This is a genomic window from Streptomyces spinoverrucosus (assembly GCF_015712165.1).
Lineage (GTDB): Bacteria > Actinomycetota > Actinomycetes > Streptomycetales > Streptomycetaceae > Streptomyces > Streptomyces spinoverrucosus_A.
Genome location: NZ_JADPZX010000001.1, coordinates 6,889,800 through 6,909,611 on the forward strand (window position 1 = coordinate 6,889,800; position 19,812 = coordinate 6,909,611).

Annotated in this window: 17 protein-coding genes; 9 read left to right on the forward strand and 8 right to left on the reverse strand. The window is 70.9% G+C overall.

Translation table 11 applies throughout. The annotated features are described in order from the left end of the window. Positions 1-103 precede the first annotated feature (103 nt). The 5 genes from I2W78_RS31275 (at position 104) to I2W78_RS31295 (ending at position 6,743) form a co-directional block, all read left to right on the forward strand. Complete coding sequence (locus I2W78_RS31275; protein ID WP_196463596.1) at positions 104-1,375, forward strand: ABC transporter substrate-binding protein; 1,272 nt, start codon at positions 104-106, stop codon at positions 1,373-1,375. 169 nt (positions 1,376-1,544) lie between these two features. Further along, positions 1,545-3,173: a glycoside hydrolase family 13 protein gene (locus I2W78_RS31280; protein WP_196463597.1), complete on the forward strand. Its 1,629-nt coding sequence runs from the start codon at positions 1,545-1,547 to the stop codon at positions 3,171-3,173. Between the two features lie 13 nt (positions 3,174-3,186). Beyond that, entirely contained in the window at positions 3,187-4,512 is a 1,326-nt protein-coding gene (locus tag I2W78_RS31285) for an ABC transporter substrate-binding protein (protein ID WP_196463598.1), read from the forward strand. Between the two features lie 2 nt (positions 4,513-4,514). After that, positions 4,515-5,873, forward strand: a complete 1,359-nt coding sequence (locus I2W78_RS31290; protein WP_196463599.1) for an ABC transporter permease — start codon at positions 4,515-4,517, stop codon at positions 5,871-5,873. A 30-nt stretch (positions 5,874-5,903) separates the two neighbouring features. Then, on the forward strand, positions 5,904-6,743 hold the full coding sequence (locus I2W78_RS31295) for a carbohydrate ABC transporter permease (protein ID WP_196463600.1): 840 nt from the start codon (positions 5,904-5,906) through the stop codon (positions 6,741-6,743). Between the two features lie 32 nt (positions 6,744-6,775). Here the strand turns inward: I2W78_RS31295 and pgl are convergent, their stop codons facing one another. The 5 genes from pgl to tkt are packed head-to-tail and all read right to left on the reverse strand — an operon-like array spanning position 6,776 to position 13,426. After that, entirely contained in the window at positions 6,776-7,558 is a 783-nt protein-coding gene (gene pgl / locus I2W78_RS31300; RefSeq protein ID WP_196463601.1) for a 6-phosphogluconolactonase, read from the reverse strand. After that, positions 7,555-8,661 carry a glucose-6-phosphate dehydrogenase assembly protein OpcA gene (gene opcA, locus I2W78_RS31305; protein ID WP_196463602.1) on the reverse strand — a complete coding sequence of 369 codons (1,107 nt, stop codon included), beginning with the start codon at positions 8,659-8,661 and terminating at the stop codon, positions 7,555-7,557. Before opcA ends, pgl begins: the two co-directional genes overlap by 4 nt. Beyond that, positions 8,658-10,181 carry a glucose-6-phosphate dehydrogenase gene (gene zwf, locus I2W78_RS31310; protein ID WP_196463603.1) on the reverse strand — a complete coding sequence of 508 codons (1,524 nt, stop codon included), beginning with the start codon at positions 10,179-10,181 and terminating at the stop codon, positions 8,658-8,660. Before zwf ends, opcA begins: the two co-directional genes overlap by 4 nt. Positions 10,182-10,185: 4 nt before the next feature. Then, on the reverse strand, positions 10,186-11,304 hold the full coding sequence (gene tal / locus I2W78_RS31315) for a transaldolase (protein ID WP_196463604.1): 1,119 nt from the start codon (positions 11,302-11,304) through the stop codon (positions 10,186-10,188). A gap of 34 nt (positions 11,305-11,338) precedes the next feature. Then, positions 11,339-13,426: a transketolase gene (gene tkt, locus I2W78_RS31320; RefSeq protein ID WP_196463605.1), complete on the reverse strand. Its 2,088-nt coding sequence runs from the start codon at positions 13,424-13,426 to the stop codon at positions 11,339-11,341. Between the two features lie 360 nt (positions 13,427-13,786). On the opposite strand from tkt, the gene I2W78_RS31325 reads away from it, so the two are divergent. The 4 genes from I2W78_RS31325 (at position 13,787) to I2W78_RS31340 (ending at position 17,047) form a co-directional block, all read left to right on the forward strand. Continuing rightward, entirely contained in the window at positions 13,787-14,755 is a 969-nt protein-coding gene (locus tag I2W78_RS31325; RefSeq protein ID WP_230885648.1) for a heme o synthase, read from the forward strand. Positions 14,756-14,788: 33 nt separating this feature from the next. Then, positions 14,789-15,100: a hypothetical protein gene (locus I2W78_RS31330; protein ID WP_196463606.1), complete on the forward strand. Its 312-nt coding sequence runs from the start codon at positions 14,789-14,791 to the stop codon at positions 15,098-15,100. An 84-nt stretch (positions 15,101-15,184) separates the two neighbouring features. Beyond that, positions 15,185-16,291 (forward strand): amidohydrolase family protein, encoded by a 1,107-nt coding sequence (locus tag I2W78_RS31335; protein ID WP_196463607.1) that lies wholly within the window; start codon positions 15,185-15,187, stop codon positions 16,289-16,291. 18 nt (positions 16,292-16,309) lie between these two features. Continuing rightward, entirely contained in the window at positions 16,310-17,047 is a 738-nt protein-coding gene (locus I2W78_RS31340; protein ID WP_196463608.1) for a nucleotidyltransferase domain-containing protein, read from the forward strand. On the opposite strand, the gene I2W78_RS31345 is transcribed toward I2W78_RS31340, so the two are convergent. The 3 genes from I2W78_RS31345 to I2W78_RS31355 are packed head-to-tail and all read right to left on the reverse strand — an operon-like array spanning position 17,002 to position 19,780. Beyond that, entirely contained in the window at positions 17,002-18,033 is a 1,032-nt protein-coding gene (locus tag I2W78_RS31345) for a COX15/CtaA family protein (protein WP_196463609.1), read from the reverse strand. The two genes, I2W78_RS31340 and I2W78_RS31345, sit on opposite strands and share 46 nt — an antisense overlap. A 47-nt stretch (positions 18,034-18,080) precedes the next feature. Beyond that, positions 18,081-18,797 (reverse strand): ABC transporter permease, encoded by a 717-nt coding sequence (locus I2W78_RS31350; RefSeq protein ID WP_230886824.1) that lies wholly within the window; start codon positions 18,795-18,797, stop codon positions 18,081-18,083. Between the two features lie 59 nt (positions 18,798-18,856). After that, positions 18,857-19,780 (reverse strand): ABC transporter ATP-binding protein, encoded by a 924-nt coding sequence (locus tag I2W78_RS31355; RefSeq protein WP_196463611.1) that lies wholly within the window; start codon positions 19,778-19,780, stop codon positions 18,857-18,859. Between the last annotated feature and the right edge of the window lie 32 nt (positions 19,781-19,812).

Consider the following 19,812-nt stretch of genomic DNA (forward strand, 5'->3'; position numbering starts at 1 on the left):
CTGCTTATTGTGTGCCACGCCCTAGTATCGCCCATACCTAACAGGTATACATGGCGCTGACTCCGGGCGAAGGGGCCCGGTGCCGGTGTACAGGGAGGAACCTATGCGGTGGATACGCGCCGCCGGTAGGGGCCTCCTCGTTCTGGTCGTCGTGCTGACCGGTTACGTCGCCTCCGGCGCCCGCGCCGAGGACGGGACCGTGGGCGGCCGGGGGCCTTTGACGATCGCCACCGCCGGAGACCTCACCGGCTATCTCGGTCCCCTCCTTCAGGACTGGAACCGCACCCATCCCGCCGAGCAGGTCACACTCGTCGAGCTGCCGGACTCCGCCGACGAGACCCGCGCGCAGATGATCACCGACCTGCGCGGCGGCTCCCGCGGCCGCTTCGACGTCCTCAACATCGACGTCGCCTGGACCTCCGAGTTCGCGGCGGCCGGCTGGATCCGCCCGCTGCCCCGCGACCGCTTCCCGCTCGGCACCTTCCTGCCCCCGGTCGTCGACACCGCCACGTACGACGGGCGGCTGTACGCCGTGCCGTACGTCACCAACGCCGGGCTGCTGCTGTACCGCAAGGACGTCCTGGCCAAGGAGGGTGTCCCGCCGCCGCGTACCTGGGCCGAGCTGGAACGGGCGGCGAGGACCGTCGCGCCGAAGTACGGGCTCGACGGCTACGCCGGACAGTTCCTGCCGTACGAGGGCCTCACCGTCAACGCGGCCGAGGCCGTGTACTCGGCCGGCGGCACGATCCTCGGCGACGAGGGCGAACGCGTCACCGTGAACTCGGACGCGGCCCGCGAGGGCATCGACTTCCTCGCCCGCGGCGTCCGCGAGGGCTGGATCCCCCAGCAGGCGCTGACGTACAAGGAGGAGGAGTCCAAGCAGGCCTTCCTCGACGGCCGCCTGCTGTTCCTGCGCAACTGGCCCTACGCCTACGCCGCCGCCTCGGCCGTGGGGTCCCCGCTGGCCGGCAAGGTCGGCGCCGTGCCCCTGCCCGGGCCGGACGGTCCGGGCACGAGCGTGCTCGGCGGCTCCAACCTGGCCGTCAGCAGCCATGCGCGGCACCCCGACACGGCCGCGCGCCTGATCGCGTACCTCACCAGTGAGCCCGTCCAGCGCCAGGTGCTCACGCGCGGCGCGCTGCCGCCCGTACGGGCCGCGCTGTACGAGGACCCGGCGCTGGTCCGGGACTTCCCCTATCTGCCGACCCTGCGCGCGGGCGTCCTCGCGGCGGCGCCGCGGCCCAAGAGCCCGCGCTACGACCAGGTCAGCCTGGTGGTGCAGGCGGTCGTGCACGACGCGACGACCGGGCGCCAGACGCCCGAGGGCGCGGTGCGACGGCTGGCGCGCGAGCTGGCCGCCATCTCCAGCCGATAGTTACCTGTTAGGTAACGCCAGCATCTCAACTGGGCGCGAGATGTCCGGAAAGGTCCATCTATGCCCGGTTCAACTCCCCGACGGCTTCCGTCTTTTCGTTGACACCCTCGCGACATGCCTACTTAACATGCATGCATAACCGCTGCCCTCGTAGAGATGGATCAATGGGTTGAACAGGCACCACTGGTGGCGCGACGCGGTGATCTACCAGGTGTACGTCCGCAGCTTCCTCGACAGCACCGGAGACGGCGTCGGCGACCTCGCCGGGGTCCGGGCCGGGCTGCCGTACCTGAAGAAGCTCGGTGTCGACGGGATCTGGCTGAGCCCCTTCTATCCGTCGCCGCAGCACGACCACGGGTACGACGTGGTCGACTACTGCGACGTCGACCCGCTGTTCGGCGACCTCGCCGAGTTCGACCTCCTGGTGCGGGCCGCCCGGCGGCTCGGCATCAAGGTGCTGCTGGACATCGTCCCGAACCACTGCTCCAGCGAGCACCCGTGGTTCCGCGAGGCGCTGGCCTCGCCGCCCGGCACCCCGGCGCGCGCCCGCTTCCACTTCGCCGACGGCCGTGGCCCCGGCGGCGCCGAGCCGCCCAACAACTGGCACGCCATGTTCGGCGGCCCGGCCTGGACCCGGGTCGGCGACGGCCAGTGGTACCTGCACATGTTCACGCCCGAGCAGCCGGACTGGAACTGGCGCGCCCCCGAGATCGGCGCCGAGTTCGACCGGGTCCTGCGCTTCTGGCTCGACCGCGGTGTCGACGGCTTCCGCATCGACGTTGCCGCCGGCCTCTTCAAGCACCCCGACCTGCCGGACTCCGACGATCCGGAGGCCGACGCCCGCACCCGCGACTCGGTCAACCCGCTCGCCTGGAACCAGCCCGAGGTGCACGACGTCTGGCGGCAGTGGCGCGCCACATGCGACGAGTACGCCGCCCGGGACGGCCGGGAGCGGCTGCTGGTCGGCGAGGTGTCCGTGCCGACCGCCCGCGAGCACGCGCTGTACGTCCGCCCGGACGAGCTGCACCAGGCCTTCTTCTTCGACCTGCTCGGCGCCCCCTGGAACCCGGACGCCTTCCGCAAGGTCATCTCCGAGGCCATGCAGGACATCGCCGGGACCGGCTCGACGGTCACCTGGGTCCTCAACAACCACGACCAGGTCCGCACCGTCACCCGCTACGGCGAACCCGCCCCCGAGGGCAGCGGCCTCGGCGCCGCCCGCGCCCGCGCCGCAGCGCTGCTGATGCTGGCGCTGCCCGGAGCCGCGTACATCTACCAGGGCGAGGAGCTCGGTCTGCCCGAGGTCGTCGACCTGCCCGACGACGTGCTCACCGACCCGATCTTCCACCGCACCGGCAGCCGGGCCCGGGTCCGCGACGGCTGCCGGGTGCCGCTGCCCTGGTCGGGACAGGCCTCGCCGTTCGGCTTCACCTCCGGCGTCGAGGGCGTCAAGCCCTGGCTGCCGCAGCCTCAGTGGTTCGCCGAGCACGCCACCGACCGGGCCCTCGCCGACACCCGCTCCTTCTGGCACCTGTACCGCGACGGCCTCCAACTGCGCGCCTCGCTGCCTCAGTTGGGCGAGGGCACGCTGCGCTGGCTGGACACCCCGCCGGGCGTCCTGGCCTTCGCCCGCGGCGACGACCTGGTCTGCGCCGTCAACTTCGGTACGGCCCCCACCCCCGCGCCGGTCTCCGGCACCCCCCTGCTGGCCAGCGGCCCCTGCCCGGAGTCCGGGGTGCTGCCCGGCTCCACCGCCGCCTGGTGGATCACCGACCCCTCGTCAACTCCCAACCCCTGAAGGGACATCAACGATGATGCGACGACGTACCACCCTGCTCACCGGCTGCACCGCCCTCGTCCTGGCGCTCGGCGCCACCGCCTGCGGCGGCGGCCCGGTCACGGCCGGCGGCGGTGACAAGGCGCTCAGCGGCCAGACCGTCACCGTGGCCGGTGTCTGGTCCGGCAGCGAGCAGAAGAACTTCCAGAAGGTGCTCGACGCCTTCACCGAGAAGACCGGCGCGAAGACCCAGTTCGTGTCCACCGGGGACAACGTCTCCACCGTCGTCGGCAGCAAGATCGAGGGCGGCAACGCGCCCGACGTGGTGATGGTCCCGCAGGTCGGCGTGCTCCAGCAGTTCGCCAAGGAGGGCTGGCTCAAGCCGCTGTCCAAGACCGCGCAGCAGTCGATCGGCGCCAACTTCGCGGACGTCTGGAAGAACTACGGCAGCGTCGACGGCACGCTCTACGGCCTGTACTTCAAGGCGGCCCACAAGTCGACCGTCTGGTACAGCCCCGACGCCCTCGCCCAGGCCGGAGTCGAGCCGCCGAAGACCTACGAGGAGATGCTGAAGGCCGGGCAGACCATCTCGGACTCCGGGCTCGCCGCGTTCTCGGTCGCCGGGCAGGACGGCTGGACGCTCACCGACTGGTTCGAGAACGTCTACCTCTCCCAGGCCGGACCCGAGAAGTACGACGCGCTCGCCGCGCACGAGCTGAAGTGGACGGACGCCTCGGTGGTCGACGCGCTGACCACGCTCGGGAAGCTGTTCAAGGACAAGCAGCTGATCGCGGGCGGCCAGAAGGGGGCCCTGAACACCGACTTCCCGGGCTCGGTGGAGAAGGTCTTCGGGCCGAAGCCCGAGGCCGGCATGGTCTACGAGGGCGACTTCGTGGCCGGTGTCGCCAAGGACCAGTTCGGCAGGACCATCGGCGAGGACGCGAACTTCTTCCCGTTCCCGGCGGTCGGCGGCGGTGACGCCCCGGTCGTCAGCGGCGGCGACGCGGCCGTCGTCCTGAAGGACGGCAAGAACGCCGAGGCCGGCATGCAGCTCCTGGAGTACCTGGCCACCCCCGAGGCCGCGGCCGTGTGGGCCGGGGCGGGCGGCTTCCTGTCCCCGAACAAGAAGCTCGACCTCGCCTCCTACGGCGACGACGTCACCCGCGCGACCGCCAAGTCCCTCGTCGGCGCGGGCGACTCGGTCCGCTTCGACATGTCCGACCAGGCACCGGCGGCCTTCGGCGGCACCAAGGGCGCGGGCGAGTGGAAGATCCTTCAGGACTTCCTGCGCGACCCGTCCGACCCGAAGGGCACGGCGGCCGAGCTGGAGGCCGCCGCGGCGAAGGCGTACGGGAACTGACCATGACCGCGACGCTCGTGAAAGAGGCGAGCCCCCCGGCCGCCGCCGGCGCCGGTGGTGGCCGGCGCCCGCGGCGGCGGGGCCTGGTCGTCGCCCTGCTCTTCGTCCTCCCCGCGCTGCTCCTGCTCGGCGCGCTCGTCGTCTACCCCGTGCTGTTCTCCGTCGGCCGCAGCTTCTTCGACGCGTCCGGCACCCGGTTCGTGGGCGGCGACAACTACACCGAGATGTTCCGCGACCCGGCGACGCTGAAGGCCGTACGCAACACGGCGATCTGGGTCGTCGTGGCCCCGACGCTGCTCACCGGGCTGGGGCTGATCCTGGCCGTGCTGGTGGAGAAGGTCCGCTGGGCGACGGCGTTCAAGCTGCTGCTGTTCATGCCGATGGCGGTGTCCTTCCTCGCCGCCGGCATCATCTTCCGGCTCGCCTACGACGAGGACCCGGACAAGGGCGTGCTGAACGCCGCCGCGGTCTCCGTCCACGACGCCTTCGAGGGCACGTCCTCCTATCCGACCGCGCGGGCGCGCGACGGGCAGGGGATGACCAAGGAGGCGGACGGGGCGTACCGGACGACGGCGAGTGTGTCGCCGGGGGAGACGGTGGCGCTCGGACTGGTCGGGGTGCTGCCGGGTGACCTGCCCGGCGGTGCGGAGCCCGCGTACGGGGCGGCCGAGCGGAAGGCCGGTGCCGGTGAACTGCGCGGAGTGGTGTACCTCGACTTCACGCCCGGTGGGGGAGGGAAGCAGGGTCGGGTCGACCGGGAGGAGAGCGGGCTGCCCGAGATGACGGTCGAGGCGGTGCGCGACGGGAAGTCGGCCGGTACGACGACCACCGCGTCCGACGGCTCCTTCCGCTTCGAGGGGCTGGACCCGGGCTCGTACACGCTGCGGCTGCCCGCCTCGAACTTCGCCCCGCCCTACGAGGGCATCTCCTGGCTGGGGCCCACGCTCGTCACGCCCGCGATCATCGGGGCGTACCTGTGGATCTGGACCGGCTTCGCGATGGTGCTGATCGGCGCGGGGCTGTCGACGCTGCCCCGGGACGCGCTGGAGGCGGCGCGGATGGACGGCGCCAACGAGTGGCAGATCTTCCGGAGGATCACGGTGCCGCTGCTCGCGCCGGTGCTCACCGTCGTCTTCGTCACGCTGGTGATCAACGTGATGAAGGTCTTCGACCTCGTCTACATCATCGCGCCCGGCCCCGTACAGGAGGACGCGACCGTGCTCGCGACGCAAATGTGGCTGGTGTCCTTCGGCGGCGGCAACGACCAGGGCCTCGGCAGCGCGCTGGGCGTCCTGCTCCTGCTCCTCGTCATCCCCGCGATGGTCTTCAACGTCCGCCGTTTCCGAAGGAGTCAGCGATGAAGAGGTGTCAGCGATGAAGGGGTGTCAGCGATGAACGCCGTCCGACGAGGCCTGGGCAACAGCCTGGTCCAGGCCTTCCTCGTGGTGGTGGGCCTGGTCTGGCTCACCCCGCTGGCCGGGCTGTTCCTGTCGTCGCTGCGGTCCGCCGAGGACACGGCGAAGGGCGGCTGGTGGACGGTGTTCACCAGCCCCGGCCAGCTGTCCTTCGACAACTACTCCGCGCTGCTTCAGAACGCGGGCATCACGCAGGCCTTCTGGAACACGGTCCTGATCTCGGTGCCGACGACGGTCCTGGTCGTCGCCGTGGCGGCTCTCGCCGGTTACGCCTTCGCGTGGCTGGACTTCCCGTTCCGTGAGCCGCTGTTCCTGCTGGTGGTCGCGCTGCTGGTGGTGCCGGTCCAGATCGGCCTGCTGCCGGTGGCCAAACTCTTCGGCCAGCTGGGCCTGTTCGGCACGATCCCGGGCGTGGTGCTCTTCCACGTCGCCTACGGACTTCCGTTCGCCGTCTTCCTGCTGCGCAACTACTTCGCCGAGATGCCGAAGGAGATGCTGGAGGCGGCCCGGATGGACGGCGGCAGCGAGTGGCGCATCTTCACCCGCCTGGTCCTGCCGGTGGGCCGCCCGGCCATCGCCAGCCTCGCCATCTTCCAGTTCCTGTGGGTCTGGAACGACATGCTGGTGGCCCTGCTCTTCGCGGACAGCGCCTCGCAGCCGCTCACGGTTGAACTCCAGTCGCAGATACGCCAGTTCGGCAGCAACATCGACGTCCTGGCCCCCGGCGCCTTCGTGTCACTGATCGTGCCGGTGGTGGTGTTCTTCGCGTTCCAGCGGCATTTTGTGCAGGGCGTGATGGCGGGGTCGGTGAAGTAGGGGGCGGCGCGGCTGCCGCGCCGCCCCGTTCCTCACGGCGAAGCCGGTGGGTACAGGGACCTGGGGAGTTGGGACGCCGCTGCCGCGTCCAGGAGCCACAGGGTGCGGGCGCGGCCTTGGGCGCCCGCCGCGGGGGCCTGGATCTCGCCGGCGCCCGAGAGGGCCATGGCCGCGGCGTTCGCCTTGTCCTCGCCCGCCGCCAGCAGCCACACCTCACGGGCCGCCCGGATCGCCGGGAGGGTGAGGGTGATGCGGGTCGGCGGTGGCTTGGGGGCGCCGTGGACGCCGACCACCGTGCGCTCCGTCTCCCGTACCGCGGGGAGCTCCGGGAACAGGGACGCCACGTGGGTGTCCGGTCCGACGCCCAGCATCAGGACGTCGAACGTGGGCACCGGGGCGTGGTTCTCCGGGACCGCCGCCCCGGCCAGTTCCTCGGCGTAGGCGGCCGCCGCCGCCTCCACGTCCGAGCCGTACGGGCCGTCCGACGCGGGCATGGCGTGCACGCGCTTCGGGTCCAGCGGGACGGAGTCGAGGAGCGCCTCGCGGGCCTGGGTGACATTGCGGTCCGGGTCGCCCTCGGGCAGGAAGCGCTCGTCGCCCCACCACAGGTCGAGGTGCGCCCAGTCGATGGCGTCCCGGGCGGGCGCGGCGGCCAGCGCGGCCAGCAGGCCGTTGCCGTTGCGGCCGCCGGTGAGGACGACGGACGCGGTGCCGCGCGAGGCCTGGGCGTCCACGATCTTGGTGATCAGCCGGGCCGCGGCGGCCTGCGCCATCAGTTCCTTGTCGCGGTGGACGACCAGTTGGGGAGTGCTCACTTCGCCGCCGCCTTCTTCACCGGTGCCGGCGCCGCCGCGTCCTTCGCGGGTGCTTTCGCAGCGGTTTCGACGGGAGCCGGGATCGCTGCCGCTCGGTCGCCGACGACGTCTCCGTCGCCGTGTCCTTCGGCTTCTCCTTTGGCCGGCGGCTCCTCAAGGGCGACCGCTGCCGACATCGAGGCGTTCAGCCGGTCCACCCCGTACCGCAGCGCCGACGCGTACGTGTCGTCCGGATCGAGCCGCCGCAGCTCCTCCGCGATCAGCTCGGCCGTCTCCCGCCGCTTCAGCGCCACCGCCCGGTCCGGCTGGCCCTGGATGGACAGCGTGGCCAGCGAGCCGTCGGCGCGGTCGAGGGTGATCGGGCCGCAGTCGGTGTCCATGCGGACCGCCGTGAGACCCGGCCCCGCGGACAGCGAGCGCCGGACGGGGACGTCCAGCCGGTCCGCGAGCCACATCGCCAGCAGCTCGCAGCTCGGGTTGAACTCCTCGCCCTCCACCTCGACGCCCCTGACCTCGCAGACGACCTGGTCGAGGGCCGCCGCCAGCATCGAGCGCCAGGGCGTGATGCGGGTCCACGACAGGTCGGTGTCGCCGGGCGTGTAGGTGTCGGCGCGGGCGGACAGCTCCCGGACCGGCTGCTCGGCGGCATAGGTGTCGGTGACCCGGCGCTGGGCCAGCGCGCCGAGCGGGTCGTTCGCCGGGTCGAGAGGCGCGTTGACCGGCCACCAGACGACCACGGGGGCGTCCGGCAGCAGCAGCGGCAGCACCACCGACTGGGCGTGGTCGGCCACATCGCCGTACAGCCGCAGGATGACGGTCTCGCCGGTGCCCGCGTCCGCGCCCACCCGCACCTCGGCGTCGAGGCGGGACTGCGTGCGGTCCCGGGGGGTGCGCGAGACGCGCCTGATGACGACGAGGGTGCGCGAGGGGTGCTCGCGCGAGGCGTCGTTGGCGGCCTTCAGGGCGTCGTAGGCGTTCTCCTCGTCGGTGACGATGACCAGGGTGAGGACCATGCCGACGGCGGGCGTGCCGATGGCGCGCCGGCCCTGCACGAGCGCCTTGTTGATCTTGCTGGCCGTGGTGTCGGTGAGGTCTATCTTCATGGCCGGCGCCAGCTCCGTCCGTCTCGTTCGAGCATCTGGTCCGCCTCGACGGGCCCCCACGTTCCGGCCGGGTACTGCGCGGGCCTGCCGTTGCCGTCCCAGTAGTCCTCGATCGGGTCGAGGATCTTCCAGGACAGCTCGACCTCCTCGGTGCGCGGGAAGAGGTTCGAGTCGCCGAGCAGGACGTCCAGGATCAGCCGCTCGTACGCCTCCGGGCTGGACTCCGTGAAGGACTCGCCGTACGCGAAGTCCATGGAGACGTCCCGGATCTCCATCGAGGTGCCCGGCACCTTGGAGCCGAAGCGGACGGTGACGCCCTCGTCGGGCTGGACGCGGATGACGATCGCGTTCTGGCCCAGCTCCTCGGTGGCCGTCACGCCGAAGGGGGAGTGCGGGGCGCGCTGGAAGACCACCGCGATCTCGGTGACGCGGCGGCCGAGGCGCTTGCCGGTGCGCAGGTAGAACGGCACCCCGGCCCATCGCCGGTTGTCGATCTCCAGCTTGATCGCGGCGTACGTGTCGGTCTTCGACTTGGCGTCGATGCCGTCCTCTTCGAGGTAGCCGATGACCTTCGCGCCGCCCTGCCAGCCCGCCGCGTACTGTCCGCGCACGGTGTCGCGGCCCAGGTCCTTGGGCAGCTTCACGGCGCCCAGCACCTTGGTCTTCTCCGCGGCCAGGGCGTCCGCGTCGAAGGAGGCGGGCTCCTCCATCGCAGTCAGCGCGAGCAGCTGCAGCAGGTGGTTCTGGATGACGTCACGGGCGGCGCCGATCCCGTCGTAGTAACCCGCCCGGCCGCCGATGCCGATGTCCTCGGCCATGGTGATCTGTACGTGGTCCACGAAGGACCGGTTCCAGATCGGCTCGAACATCTGGTTGGCGAAGCGGAGCGCCAGGATGTTCTGGACGGTCTCCTTGCCCAGGTAGTGGTCGATGCGGAAGACCTGGTCCGGGGCGAAGACCTCGTGCACGACCTTGTTCAGCTGTTCGGCCGACTTCAGGTCGTGACCGAACGGCTTCTCGATCACCGCACGGCGCCACGAGCCGCTCGTCTGGTCGGCCAGCCCGTGCTTCTTCAGCTGCTGGATGACCACCGGGAACGAGCGCGGCGGCACGGAGAGGTAGAAGGCGAAGTTGCCGCCCGTGCCCTGCGCCTTGTCCAGCTCGTCGATCGTGGCGCGCAGCCGCTCGAAGGCGTCGTCGTCGTCGAAGGTGCCCTGGACGAAGCGCATCCCCTGGATGAGCTGCTGCCAGACCTCCTCCCGGAACGGCGTACGGGCGTGCTCCTTGACGGCCTCGTGGACCTGCTCAGCGAAGTCCTCGTTGGCCCACTCGCGGCGGGCGAACCCGACCAGCGAGAAGCCCGGCGGAAGCAGACCCCGGTTGGCGAGGTCGTACACCGCGGGCATCAGCTTCTTTCGTGACAAATCGCCCGTGACGCCGAAAATGACCAGGCCCGACGGCCCCGCGATACGCGGGAGCCGTCGGTCTGCGGGGTCACGCAGCGGATTGCTGCTCGACAAGGTGTCAGCCCTCCGAAGGGGCGAGTCGCTTCAGCTCGGCCTCGGTCGAGGCCAGCAGGTCGTTCCAGGACGCCTCGAACTTCTCGACGCCCTCGTCTTCGAGAAGCAGGACCACGTCGTCGTACTTGATCCCGAGCTGCTCGACCGCGTCGAGGTCGGCCCGGGCCTGCTCGTACGTCCCGGCGACGGTGTCGCCGGTGATCTGCCCGTGGTCCTCGGTGGCCAGCAGGGTGGCCTCGGGCATGGTGTTGACGGTGTTCGGGGCGACCAGGTCGTCGACGTACATGGTGTCCTTGTACGCCTTGTCCTTCACACCGGTCGACGCCCACAGCGGACGCTGCTTGTTGGCGCCCGCGTTCTCCAGCGTGCTCCAGCGGTCGGAGCCGAAGACCTCCTCGTACGCCTGGTAGGCGAGCCGCGCGTTGGCGACGGCGGACTTGCCGCGCAGCGCCTTGGCCTCGTCGGTGCCGAGCGCGTCGATCCGCTTGTCGATCTCGGTGTCCACGCGGGACACGAAGAAGGACGCCACCGAGTGGATGAGGGAGAGGTCCAGGCCCTTCTCCTTCGCCTTCTCCAGGCCGGAGAGGTAGGCGTCCATGACCTCGCGGTAGCGCTCCAGCGAGAAGATCAGCGTGACGTTGACGCTGATGCCGTTGCCGATCGTCTCGGTGATCGCCGGCAGGCCCGCCTTGGTGGCCGGGATCTTGATCAGGGTGTTGGGCCGGTCCACCAGCCAGGCCAGCTGGCGGGCCTCGGCGACGGTCGCGCGGGTGTTGTGCGCCAGGCGCGGGTCGACCTCGATCGACACCCGGCCGTCCTTGCCGCCCGTCGCGTCGAAGACCGGGCGCAGGATGTCGGCGGCGTCCCGGACGTCCGCCGTGGTGATCATGCGCACGGCCTCCTCGACGGTGACCTTGCGGGCGGCGAGGTCGGTGAGCTGCTGCTCGTACCCGTCGCCGCTGCTGATCGCCTTCTGGAAGATCGTCGGGTTGGTGGTGACGCCCACGACGTGCTGCTGGTCGATCAGCTCGGCGAGGTTGCCGGACGTGATCCGCTTGCGGGACAGGTCGTCCAGCCAGATCGCGACGCCTTCATCGGAGAGGCGCTTCAGTGCGTCTGTCATGGAAAATGCATCTCCTACGTGTCGTATATGAGCGTCAGCGCTGGGTGGCGGCGAGTGATTCCCGGGCCGCCGCGGCCACGTTCTCGGCAGTGAAGCCGAACTCGCGGAAAAGGACCTTGCCGTCGGCCGAAGCACCGAAGTGCTCCAGGGAAACGATGCGACCGGCGTCCCCGACGTACTTGTGCCAGGTCAGGCCGATCCCCGCCTCGACCGCGACACGAGCCTTCACCGACGGCGGCAGCACGCTGTCCCGGTACCCCTGGTCCTGCTCCTCGAACCACTCCACGGACGGCATCGACACCACGCGCGTGGGCACGCCGTCGGCCTGGAGCCGCTCACGCGCCTCGACGGCCACGTGCACCTCGGAACCGGTGGCGATCAGCACGACCTGCGCCTCGCCGCCCTCGGCCTCGAACATCACGTAACCGCCGCGCGCGGCATCCTCGTTGGGCTCGTACGTCGGCACGCCCTGGCGGGTCAGCGCGAGGCCGTGCGGGGCGCCCTTGCCGAACTCCTTGGTGTACCGCTTGAGGATCTCGCGCCAGGCGATCGCGGTCTCGTTGGCGTCCGCCGGGCGGACCACGTTCAGACCCGGGATCGCGCGCAGCGACGCCAGGTGCTCGACCGGCTGGTGCGTCGGGCCGTCCTCACCGAGACCGATGGAGTCGTGCGTCCACACGTACGTCACCGGCAGGTGCATCAGCGCCGACAGCCGCACCGCGTTGCGCATGTAGTCGGAGAAGACGAGGAACGTGCCGCCGTAGATACGGGTGTTGCCGTGCAGCGCGATGCCGTTCATCTCCGCGGCCATGGCGTGCTCGCGGATGCCGAAGTGGATCGTGCGGCCGTACGGGTTCGCCTCCGGCAGCGGGTTGTCCGCCGGGAGGAACGACGACGTCTTGTCGATCGTCGTGTTGTTCGAGCCGGCCAGGTCGGCGGAGCCGCCCCACAGCTCGGGGATCACCGCGCCGAGCGCCTGGAGCACCTTGCCGGACGCGGCACGCGTCGCGAGGCCCTTGCCCGCCTCGAAGACCGGGATCTTCTCCTCCCAGCCGGTGGGCAGCTCACCCTTGGCGACGCGGTCGAACTCGGCGGCGCGCTCCGGGTTGTTGTCGCGCCACTCCTGGAACGACTTCTCCCACTCGGCCTTCGCCTGCCGGCCCCGGTCCAGGGCCTGCCGGGTGTGGCCGATGACCTCGTCGGAGACCTCGAAGGTCTGCTCCGGGTCGAAGCCGAGGACGCGCTTGGTGGCAGCGACCTCGTCGTCGCCGAGCGCCGAGCCGTGCGCGGCCTCGGTGTTCTGGGCGTTCGGGGCGGGCCAGGCGATGATCGAGCGCATCGCGATGAAGGACGGCTTGTCCGTCACCTTCTTCGCGGCCTCGATCGCGTTGTAGATGGCGTGCGGGTCCAGGTCGCCGTCCGGCTTCGGGGCGATCCGCTGCACGTGCCAGCCGTAGGCCTCGTACCGCTTGACGGTGTCCTCGGAGACGGCCGTCTCGGTGTCGCCCTCGATCGAGATGTGGTTGTCGTCCCACAGCAGGACCAGGTTGCCGAGCTTCTGGTGGCCGGCGAGGGAGGAGGCCTCGGAGGAGATGCCCTCCTGGAGGCAGCCGTCACCGGCGATGCAGTAGACGAAGTGGTCGAACGGGGACTCGCCCTGGGCCGCGTCCGGGTCGAACAGACCGCGCTCGTAGCGGGCCGCCATCGCCATGCCGACCGCGTTGGCGACACCCTGGCCGAGCGGGCCGGTGGTGGTCTCGACGCCCACGGTGTGGCCGTACTCGGGGTGACCCGGGGTCTTCGACCCCCACGTCCGGAAGGCCTTCAGATCGTCCAGCTCCAGACCGAAGCCGGCCAGGTACAGCTGGGTGTAGAGGGTCAGGGACGAGTGGCCGGCGGACAGGACGAAACGATCCCGCCCGACCCAGTCGGCGTCCGCCGGGTCGTGCCGCATCACCTTCTGGAAGAGGGTGTAGGCGGCCGGCGCCAGGCTCATCGCCGTACCGGGATGGCCGTTGCCGACCTTCTGTACGGCATCGGCGGCCAGGACGCGGGCGGTGTCGACGGCCCGCTGGTCCAGCTCGGTCCACTCGAGGTCTGTGGTGGTCGGCTTGGTGCTCACCCTGGGTCAGGGCTCCTCTCCACATGTCGAAGGCCGGTGTCCTGCGCGTACACCGGCTGCCGGTGCACATGACGCCCACCGGCCGTTGTCGAGCCTACCCCCGTAAGAACGTGCGTTTTTTCGACTCATTCCAGACTGCCGGGAGTGTCGTCGATCCGCCTCCCGACCGGGTCGTTCTCCCATTCGGCAAGTGAATACGCAGCCGCTCATCTGACTGCTCAATCGACGCTCCCGGCGCACCTCGGAGCGGGCTGTCCAACACGACCCCACCCCCGCGAAGGTCGCGGTATGGGCAACGTCTACAGTGGCGTGGTACGCGCGAGCCTTTACCGGGACTTCACACGGTTTGGGCTTGCTGGGATGTCTCTGTCAGGGGTGTGCGTGACGGCCGTTGAATCCCGTCCAGCGGGGATTATCGGGACGAGCCAGAGCCCGAGCCGGCGGCCGATCGGGGCCCGGGTCAAGGGGTTCGTGGCGCTGACCAAGCCGCGAATCATCGAGCTGCTGCTGATCACCACCGTGCCGGTGATGTTCCTCGCCGAGCAGGGCGTGCCCGACCTCGGCCTCGTGCTCGTCACCTGCCTCGCCGGGTACCTCTCGGCGGGCGGCGCCAACGCGCTCAACATGTACATCGACCGTGACATCGACGCGCTGATGGACCGCACCTCGCAGCGTCCCCTGGTCACGGGCATGGTCAGCCCGCGCGAGTGCCTCGCCTTCGGCATCACCCTGGCGATCGCCTCCACCCTGTTGTTCGGCCTCGCCGTCAACTGGCTGTCGGCCTGGCTCGCCCTCGGAGCGCTCCTCTTCTACGTCGTCGTCTACACGATGATCCTCAAGCGCCGCACCTCGCAGAACATCGTCTGGGGCGGCATCGCGGGCTGTATGCCGGTGCTGATCGGCTGGACGGCCGTGACGAACTCGCTGTCCTGGGCGCCGCTCATCCTCTTCATGGTCATCTTCTTCTGGACGCCGCCGCACTACTGGCCGCTGTCCATGAAGGTGAAGGACGACTACGCGCGCGTCGGCGTGCCGATGCTGCCGGTCGTCGCGTCCAACAAGGTCGTCGCCAAGCAGATCGTGATCTACAGCTGGGTGATGGTCGCCGTCTCGCTGCTGCTGACCCCGCTCGGCTACACCGGCTGGTTCTACACCCTGGTCGCGCTGGTGGCCGGCGGCTGGTGGCTGTGGGAGGCGCACGCGCTGCAGAACCGGGCGAGGGCCGAGGTGACGGGCGTGAAGCTGAAGGAGATGCGGCTGTTCCACTGGTCGATCACCTATGTGTCGCTGCTGTTCGTCGCCGTGGCCGTGGACCCCTTCCTGCGCTAGCCGTTTTGGCTACTCGTGGGTAGCATCCTGGCCATGGGAGACACTCAGCAGGTGGACGAGCGCCGGGTGGCCCGGCTCGCCAAGCAGATCAACGCCTTCGCCAAGGCGCACGGAGGGGCCGAGGCCCAGGTCGCGTATCTCGGGCAGCGCGGCGCCCGGATCGTGCTGGTCGGTGAGGACGGCGGCTGGGGCGACCTGGTGGCTCCGACGTACGAGACCGCCCAGAAGGCCGTGGAGAAGTCCGGCCTCACGGCCCACGAGGCGTTCGACGGCGAGTTCGCGGCCAAGGTGAGGACCGGCCCGTACGAGTGGAAGCGGATGGCGGGCATCCAGATCGGCGGCTGAGCAACGCCCTGCTGACGCATCACCTCAATCCAGGTTCACCCGTTAGGACTCGTAGGAGTACGACGTCCACAACGGGAGCCCCGGATGATCGAAACGCCGTCCCTCGTGGACCAGTACTGCCACGGCGTTCTGAGAACGGAGCTGGGCCTCGGCACCTTCGAGGCCCAGCTGGCCCGCACCGAGGGCCCGCCCGCACCCGGCACCACCCTCTTCGACACCCAGACCGGCTTCGCGGTACGCCGCTGGTGCCCGCCACTGCTCGGCCTGGAACCGCACTGCCCGCCCGCCCGCTATCTCGCCCGGCGCCGCGAACTCGGCGTACTGGAGGCGGCCCGCCGGCTGCTGCGCGGCAGTGGCATCACGACGTATCTCATCGACACCGGGCTCCCCGGCGACCTCACCGGACCCGCCGAGATGGCCTCGACCGCGACCGCCGAGGCCCGTGAGATCGTCCGCCTGGAGCTGCTGGCCGAACAGGTCGCCGACACCTCGGGCACGGTCGAGTCGTTCCTGGCGAACCTCGCCGAGTCGGTGCACGGGGCCGCCGCGAACGCCGTCGCCTTCACCTCGGTCGCGGGCGTCCGGCACGGCCTCGCGCTCGCGCCCGAGCCGCCGGGTCCGGGTGAGGTGCGGGGCGCGGCGGGCCGCTGGCTGGCCGATCGCCGGGTCGGCGGCGAGCTGAGCGACCCGGTGCTGCTGCGGCACCTGCTGTGGATCGCGGTCGCCTCCGGCCTGCCCCTGCAACTGCACGCCGGGCTCGGCGAACCGGGCCTGCGCATCGACCGCACGGACCCGGTGCTGCTCACGGACTTCGTCCGCGCGACGGCCGGCATGGGCACCGACCTGGTCCTCCTGCACGGCTACCCGTACCACCGCCACGCCGCCCACCTCGCCGGCGTCTTCCCGCACGTCTACGCGGACTCCGGCGCCGCCCTGGTCCGCACCGGCGCCCGCGCCGCCACCGTCCTCGCCGAGATCCTGGAACTGGCCCCCTTCGGCAAGATCCTCTTCTCCAGCGGCGCCCAGGGCCTGCCCGAACTGCACGTCGTGGGCGCCCGCCTGTTCCGCGAGGCGCTGGCCCGCGTCCTGGGCACCTGGGTGGCGGAGGGCGCCTGGTCCCTGGCGGACGCCCAGCGGGTCGCGGGCCTGATCGCGGCGGGGAACGCACGCCGGGTGTACGGGCTGGCGTGAGGCGCACACACTGAGCGCATGCCGACCGACGCGTTACTCGACCGCTTCCTCACGGAACTCACGGCCGCCGCTCCCGTCGCCGTCTGGGCGCACGGTTCGCTGGCCGGCGGCGACTACCAGGAGGGCCGCAGCGACCTCGACCTGATCGCGGTGCTGGACGGCCCGATCACCGCGCGGACGGTCTGGGGACTGGCCCGCCTGCATGCCCGCCTGCGGGCCGAGCCGCTCGCCGCCCGGCTGCACTGCAGCTATCTGACGCCCGACACGATCGACGGCGCGCGGCGGCGGCACCTCACCTGGGCGCACCAGCGACTGTTCAAACGGCCCGTCACCCCGGTCACCCGCCGAGAGCTGCACACCTTCGGCCGCGTCCTCCACGGCGAGCCGCCCGCCGGCCTGCTGCCGCCGGTCCCGGACGGCGAACTGACCGGGTTCGTGGTGGCCGACCAGCGGGACTTCTGGCGGCGGGAGGTGGACCGCGTCGGCAACTGGACGCAGAACGAATGGATCGACGTGGGACTGACGACCTTCGCCCGCGCGGTGGTCACCCTGCGGGACGGCCGTCTGATCTCCAAGCGGGAGGCCTTGGACGTACTGCCCGCCCTCGGCGCGCCCGGCGAGGTCGTCGAGGACATCAGGCGACGGCGCTACGGCGAACCCGTGCCGCCCACCCCGCAGTGGACGGCACGCAGAAGCGAGCTCACGCGGAACTACCTGGGGCCGGCCATCGACGGGCTGGTGGCGTCGTACGCCTGAGCCGGCGTGGCCGGGGCCTCGACCTGCGGGGTCTCGGGGCGTTCGCGCAGGGACAGCGCGACGCGGAGCACCGCGATCCACACCAGGCACGAGCCCAGCATGTGCAGGCCGACCAGGATCTCGGGGAGATCGGTCCAGTACTGGGCGTAACCGATGACACCCTGGGCGAGCAGGATCAGGAACAGGTCGCGGGTGCGGTTCAGGGGGCCGCGCGGGGCGTCGACGGCCTTGAGGACGAACCACAGGGCGAAGGTCAGCGTCACCACGATCCACGCCAGCACGGCGTGCAGCTTGGTGACGTTCTCCCAGTCCACCGGCATGCGCGGTACGTCGCTGGAGTCACCCGCGTGCGGGCCCGCGCCGGTGACCACCGTGCCGACCATGATCAGCAGGGCGCTCGCGGCGATCAGGCTCCACACCAGCTGCCGCACGGCCTTGCCGACCAGCGGCCGCGCCGGCGTGCTGCCCTCCCGGGTGCGCTGCCACATCAGCACGGCCACCGTGATCAGCGCCGTGGTCGCCAGGAAGTGGGCCGCGACCGTGTACGGGTTGAGACCGACCAGCACCACGATGCCGCCGAGCACGGCGTTGCTCATGACGACCCAGAACTGCGCCCAGCCCAGCCGGGTGAGGTCGCGCCGCCACGGCTTCTGCGCGCGGGCCGCGATGATCGCCCAGCCGACCGCCGCGCTCAGCACGTAGGCGAGCATGCGGTTGCCGAACTCGATGGCGCCGTGCAGGCCCATCTCGCGGGTCGCGGTCAGCGAGTCGTCCGTGCACTTGGGCCACGTCGGGCAGCCGAGGCCGGAACCGGTGAGCCGTACCGCGCCGCCGGTGACCACGATGATCACCGCCATGACGAGTGCGGCGAGGGCGGCCCGTTGAACCGTCCTGGTGGTGGGGGTCCAGCGTTCGGCGATGAAGGCGAGCGGGTTGTGCAACGCGGCTGAGGCGTCGGCGCGGGTCAACTTTGGCACGCGCACCATCGTAGGCCTGGGCTTGTGCACGCTTTCACTAGGCCCCCCGCTCCGCGCTACTCCCAGCGGAAGAAGCGGCCCGCCGCCGCCAGGCCCACGACCGACCAGCCGGCCAGGATGCCCAGGTCACCCCACGGCATCCCGCCGCCGTGCTGGAGCACGTCCCGCAGCCCGTCCGACAGCGCCGAGATGGGCAGCAGGCCCAGCACGGTCTGTGCCGCGTCCGGGAACTTGTCCAGCGGGACGACGACCCCGCCGCCGACGAGCAGCAGCAGGAAGACGAGGTTCGCGGCGGCCAGCGTCGCCTCCGCCTTGAGCGTGCCCGCCATCAGCAGGCCGAGGCCGGAGAAGGCGGCCGTACCGAGGATCAGCAGGAGGAGTACGGCGAGCGGGTTGCCCTGCGGCGACCAGCCCAGCGCGAGGGCGATCACCGTCACCAGGATCACCTGGAGCACCTCGACGACCAGCACGGACGCGGTCTTCGCGGCCATCAGACCCCAGCGGGGGAGCGGGGAGGACGCCAGCCGCTTCAGCACGCCGTAGCGGCGTTCGAAGCCCGTCGCGATGGCCTGGCCCGTGAAGGCCGTCGACATCACGGCGAGCGCGAGGATGCCGGGGGCGAGGAAGTCGACGGCCTTTCCCTCGCCGGTGTCGACGATGTCGACGGTGCTGAAGAGCACGAGCAGCAGCGTCGGGATGATCACCGTCAGCAGCAGCTGCTCGCCGTTGCGCAGCAGCATCTTGGTCTCCAGCGCCGCCTGCGCCGCGATCATGCGGGGGAGCGGGGCCGCGCCGGGCCTGGGTGCGTAGGTGCCTTTTTCGGCCGTGGTGGTCACGAGCGCAGCTCCTTGCCGGTGAGCTCCAAGAAGACGTCCTCCAGGGTGTGCCGTTCCACCGAGATCCGGTCCGGCATCACCCCGTGCTGGGCGCACCAGGACGTCACCGTCGCCAGCAGCTGTGGGTCGACCTTGCCGACGACCCGGTACGAGCCCGGGGTCAGCTCGGCGGCCGCGCAGTCGGCGGGGAGCGCCTTGAGCAGGGAGGCGACGTCGAGGCCGGGGCGGCCGGTGAAGCGCAGCGTGTTCTCGGCGCCGCCGCGGCACAGCTCCTCGGGGGAGCCCTGAGCGATCACCCGGCCGGCGTCGATGACCGCGACGTCGTCGGCGAGCTGCTCGGCCTCGTCCATGTAGTGGGTCGTGAGGATCACGGAGACGCCGTCCGCGCGCAGGTCCCGTACGAGGTCCCAGGTGGCCCGGCGCGCCTGCGGGTCCAGGCCGGCGGTCGGCTCGTCCAGGAAGACCAGCTCCGGTCGGCCGACGACGGCCATGGCCAGCGCCAGCCGCTGCTGCTGGCCGCCGGAGAGGCGACGGTAGGTGGTGCGGCCGCACGAGCCGAGGCCGAGGCGTTCGATCAGGGCGTCCACGTCCAGCGGGTGCGCGTGCAGCTGGGCCACATGGCGGAGCATCTCGTCCGCGCGGGCGCCGGAGTAGACGCCGCCGGACTGGAGCATCACGCCGATCCGTGGCCGAAGCTCGCGGGACTGCCGCACCGGGTCGAGGCCCAGGACGCGCACCCTGCCGGAGTCCGGCTTCCGGTACCCCTCGCAGGTCTCGACGGTGGTCGTCTTGCCGGCGCCGTTGGGTCCGAGAACGGCGGTGATGCCCGCCCCGGCCACCAGGTCGAGGCCGTTCACCGCGGTCTTGTCGCCGTACCGCTTCACCAAGGCCTGGACCTGGAGCACGGGCTCACTTCGCATGGGTCCAGAGTCTAGGTAAGGGGCCTGGTCCC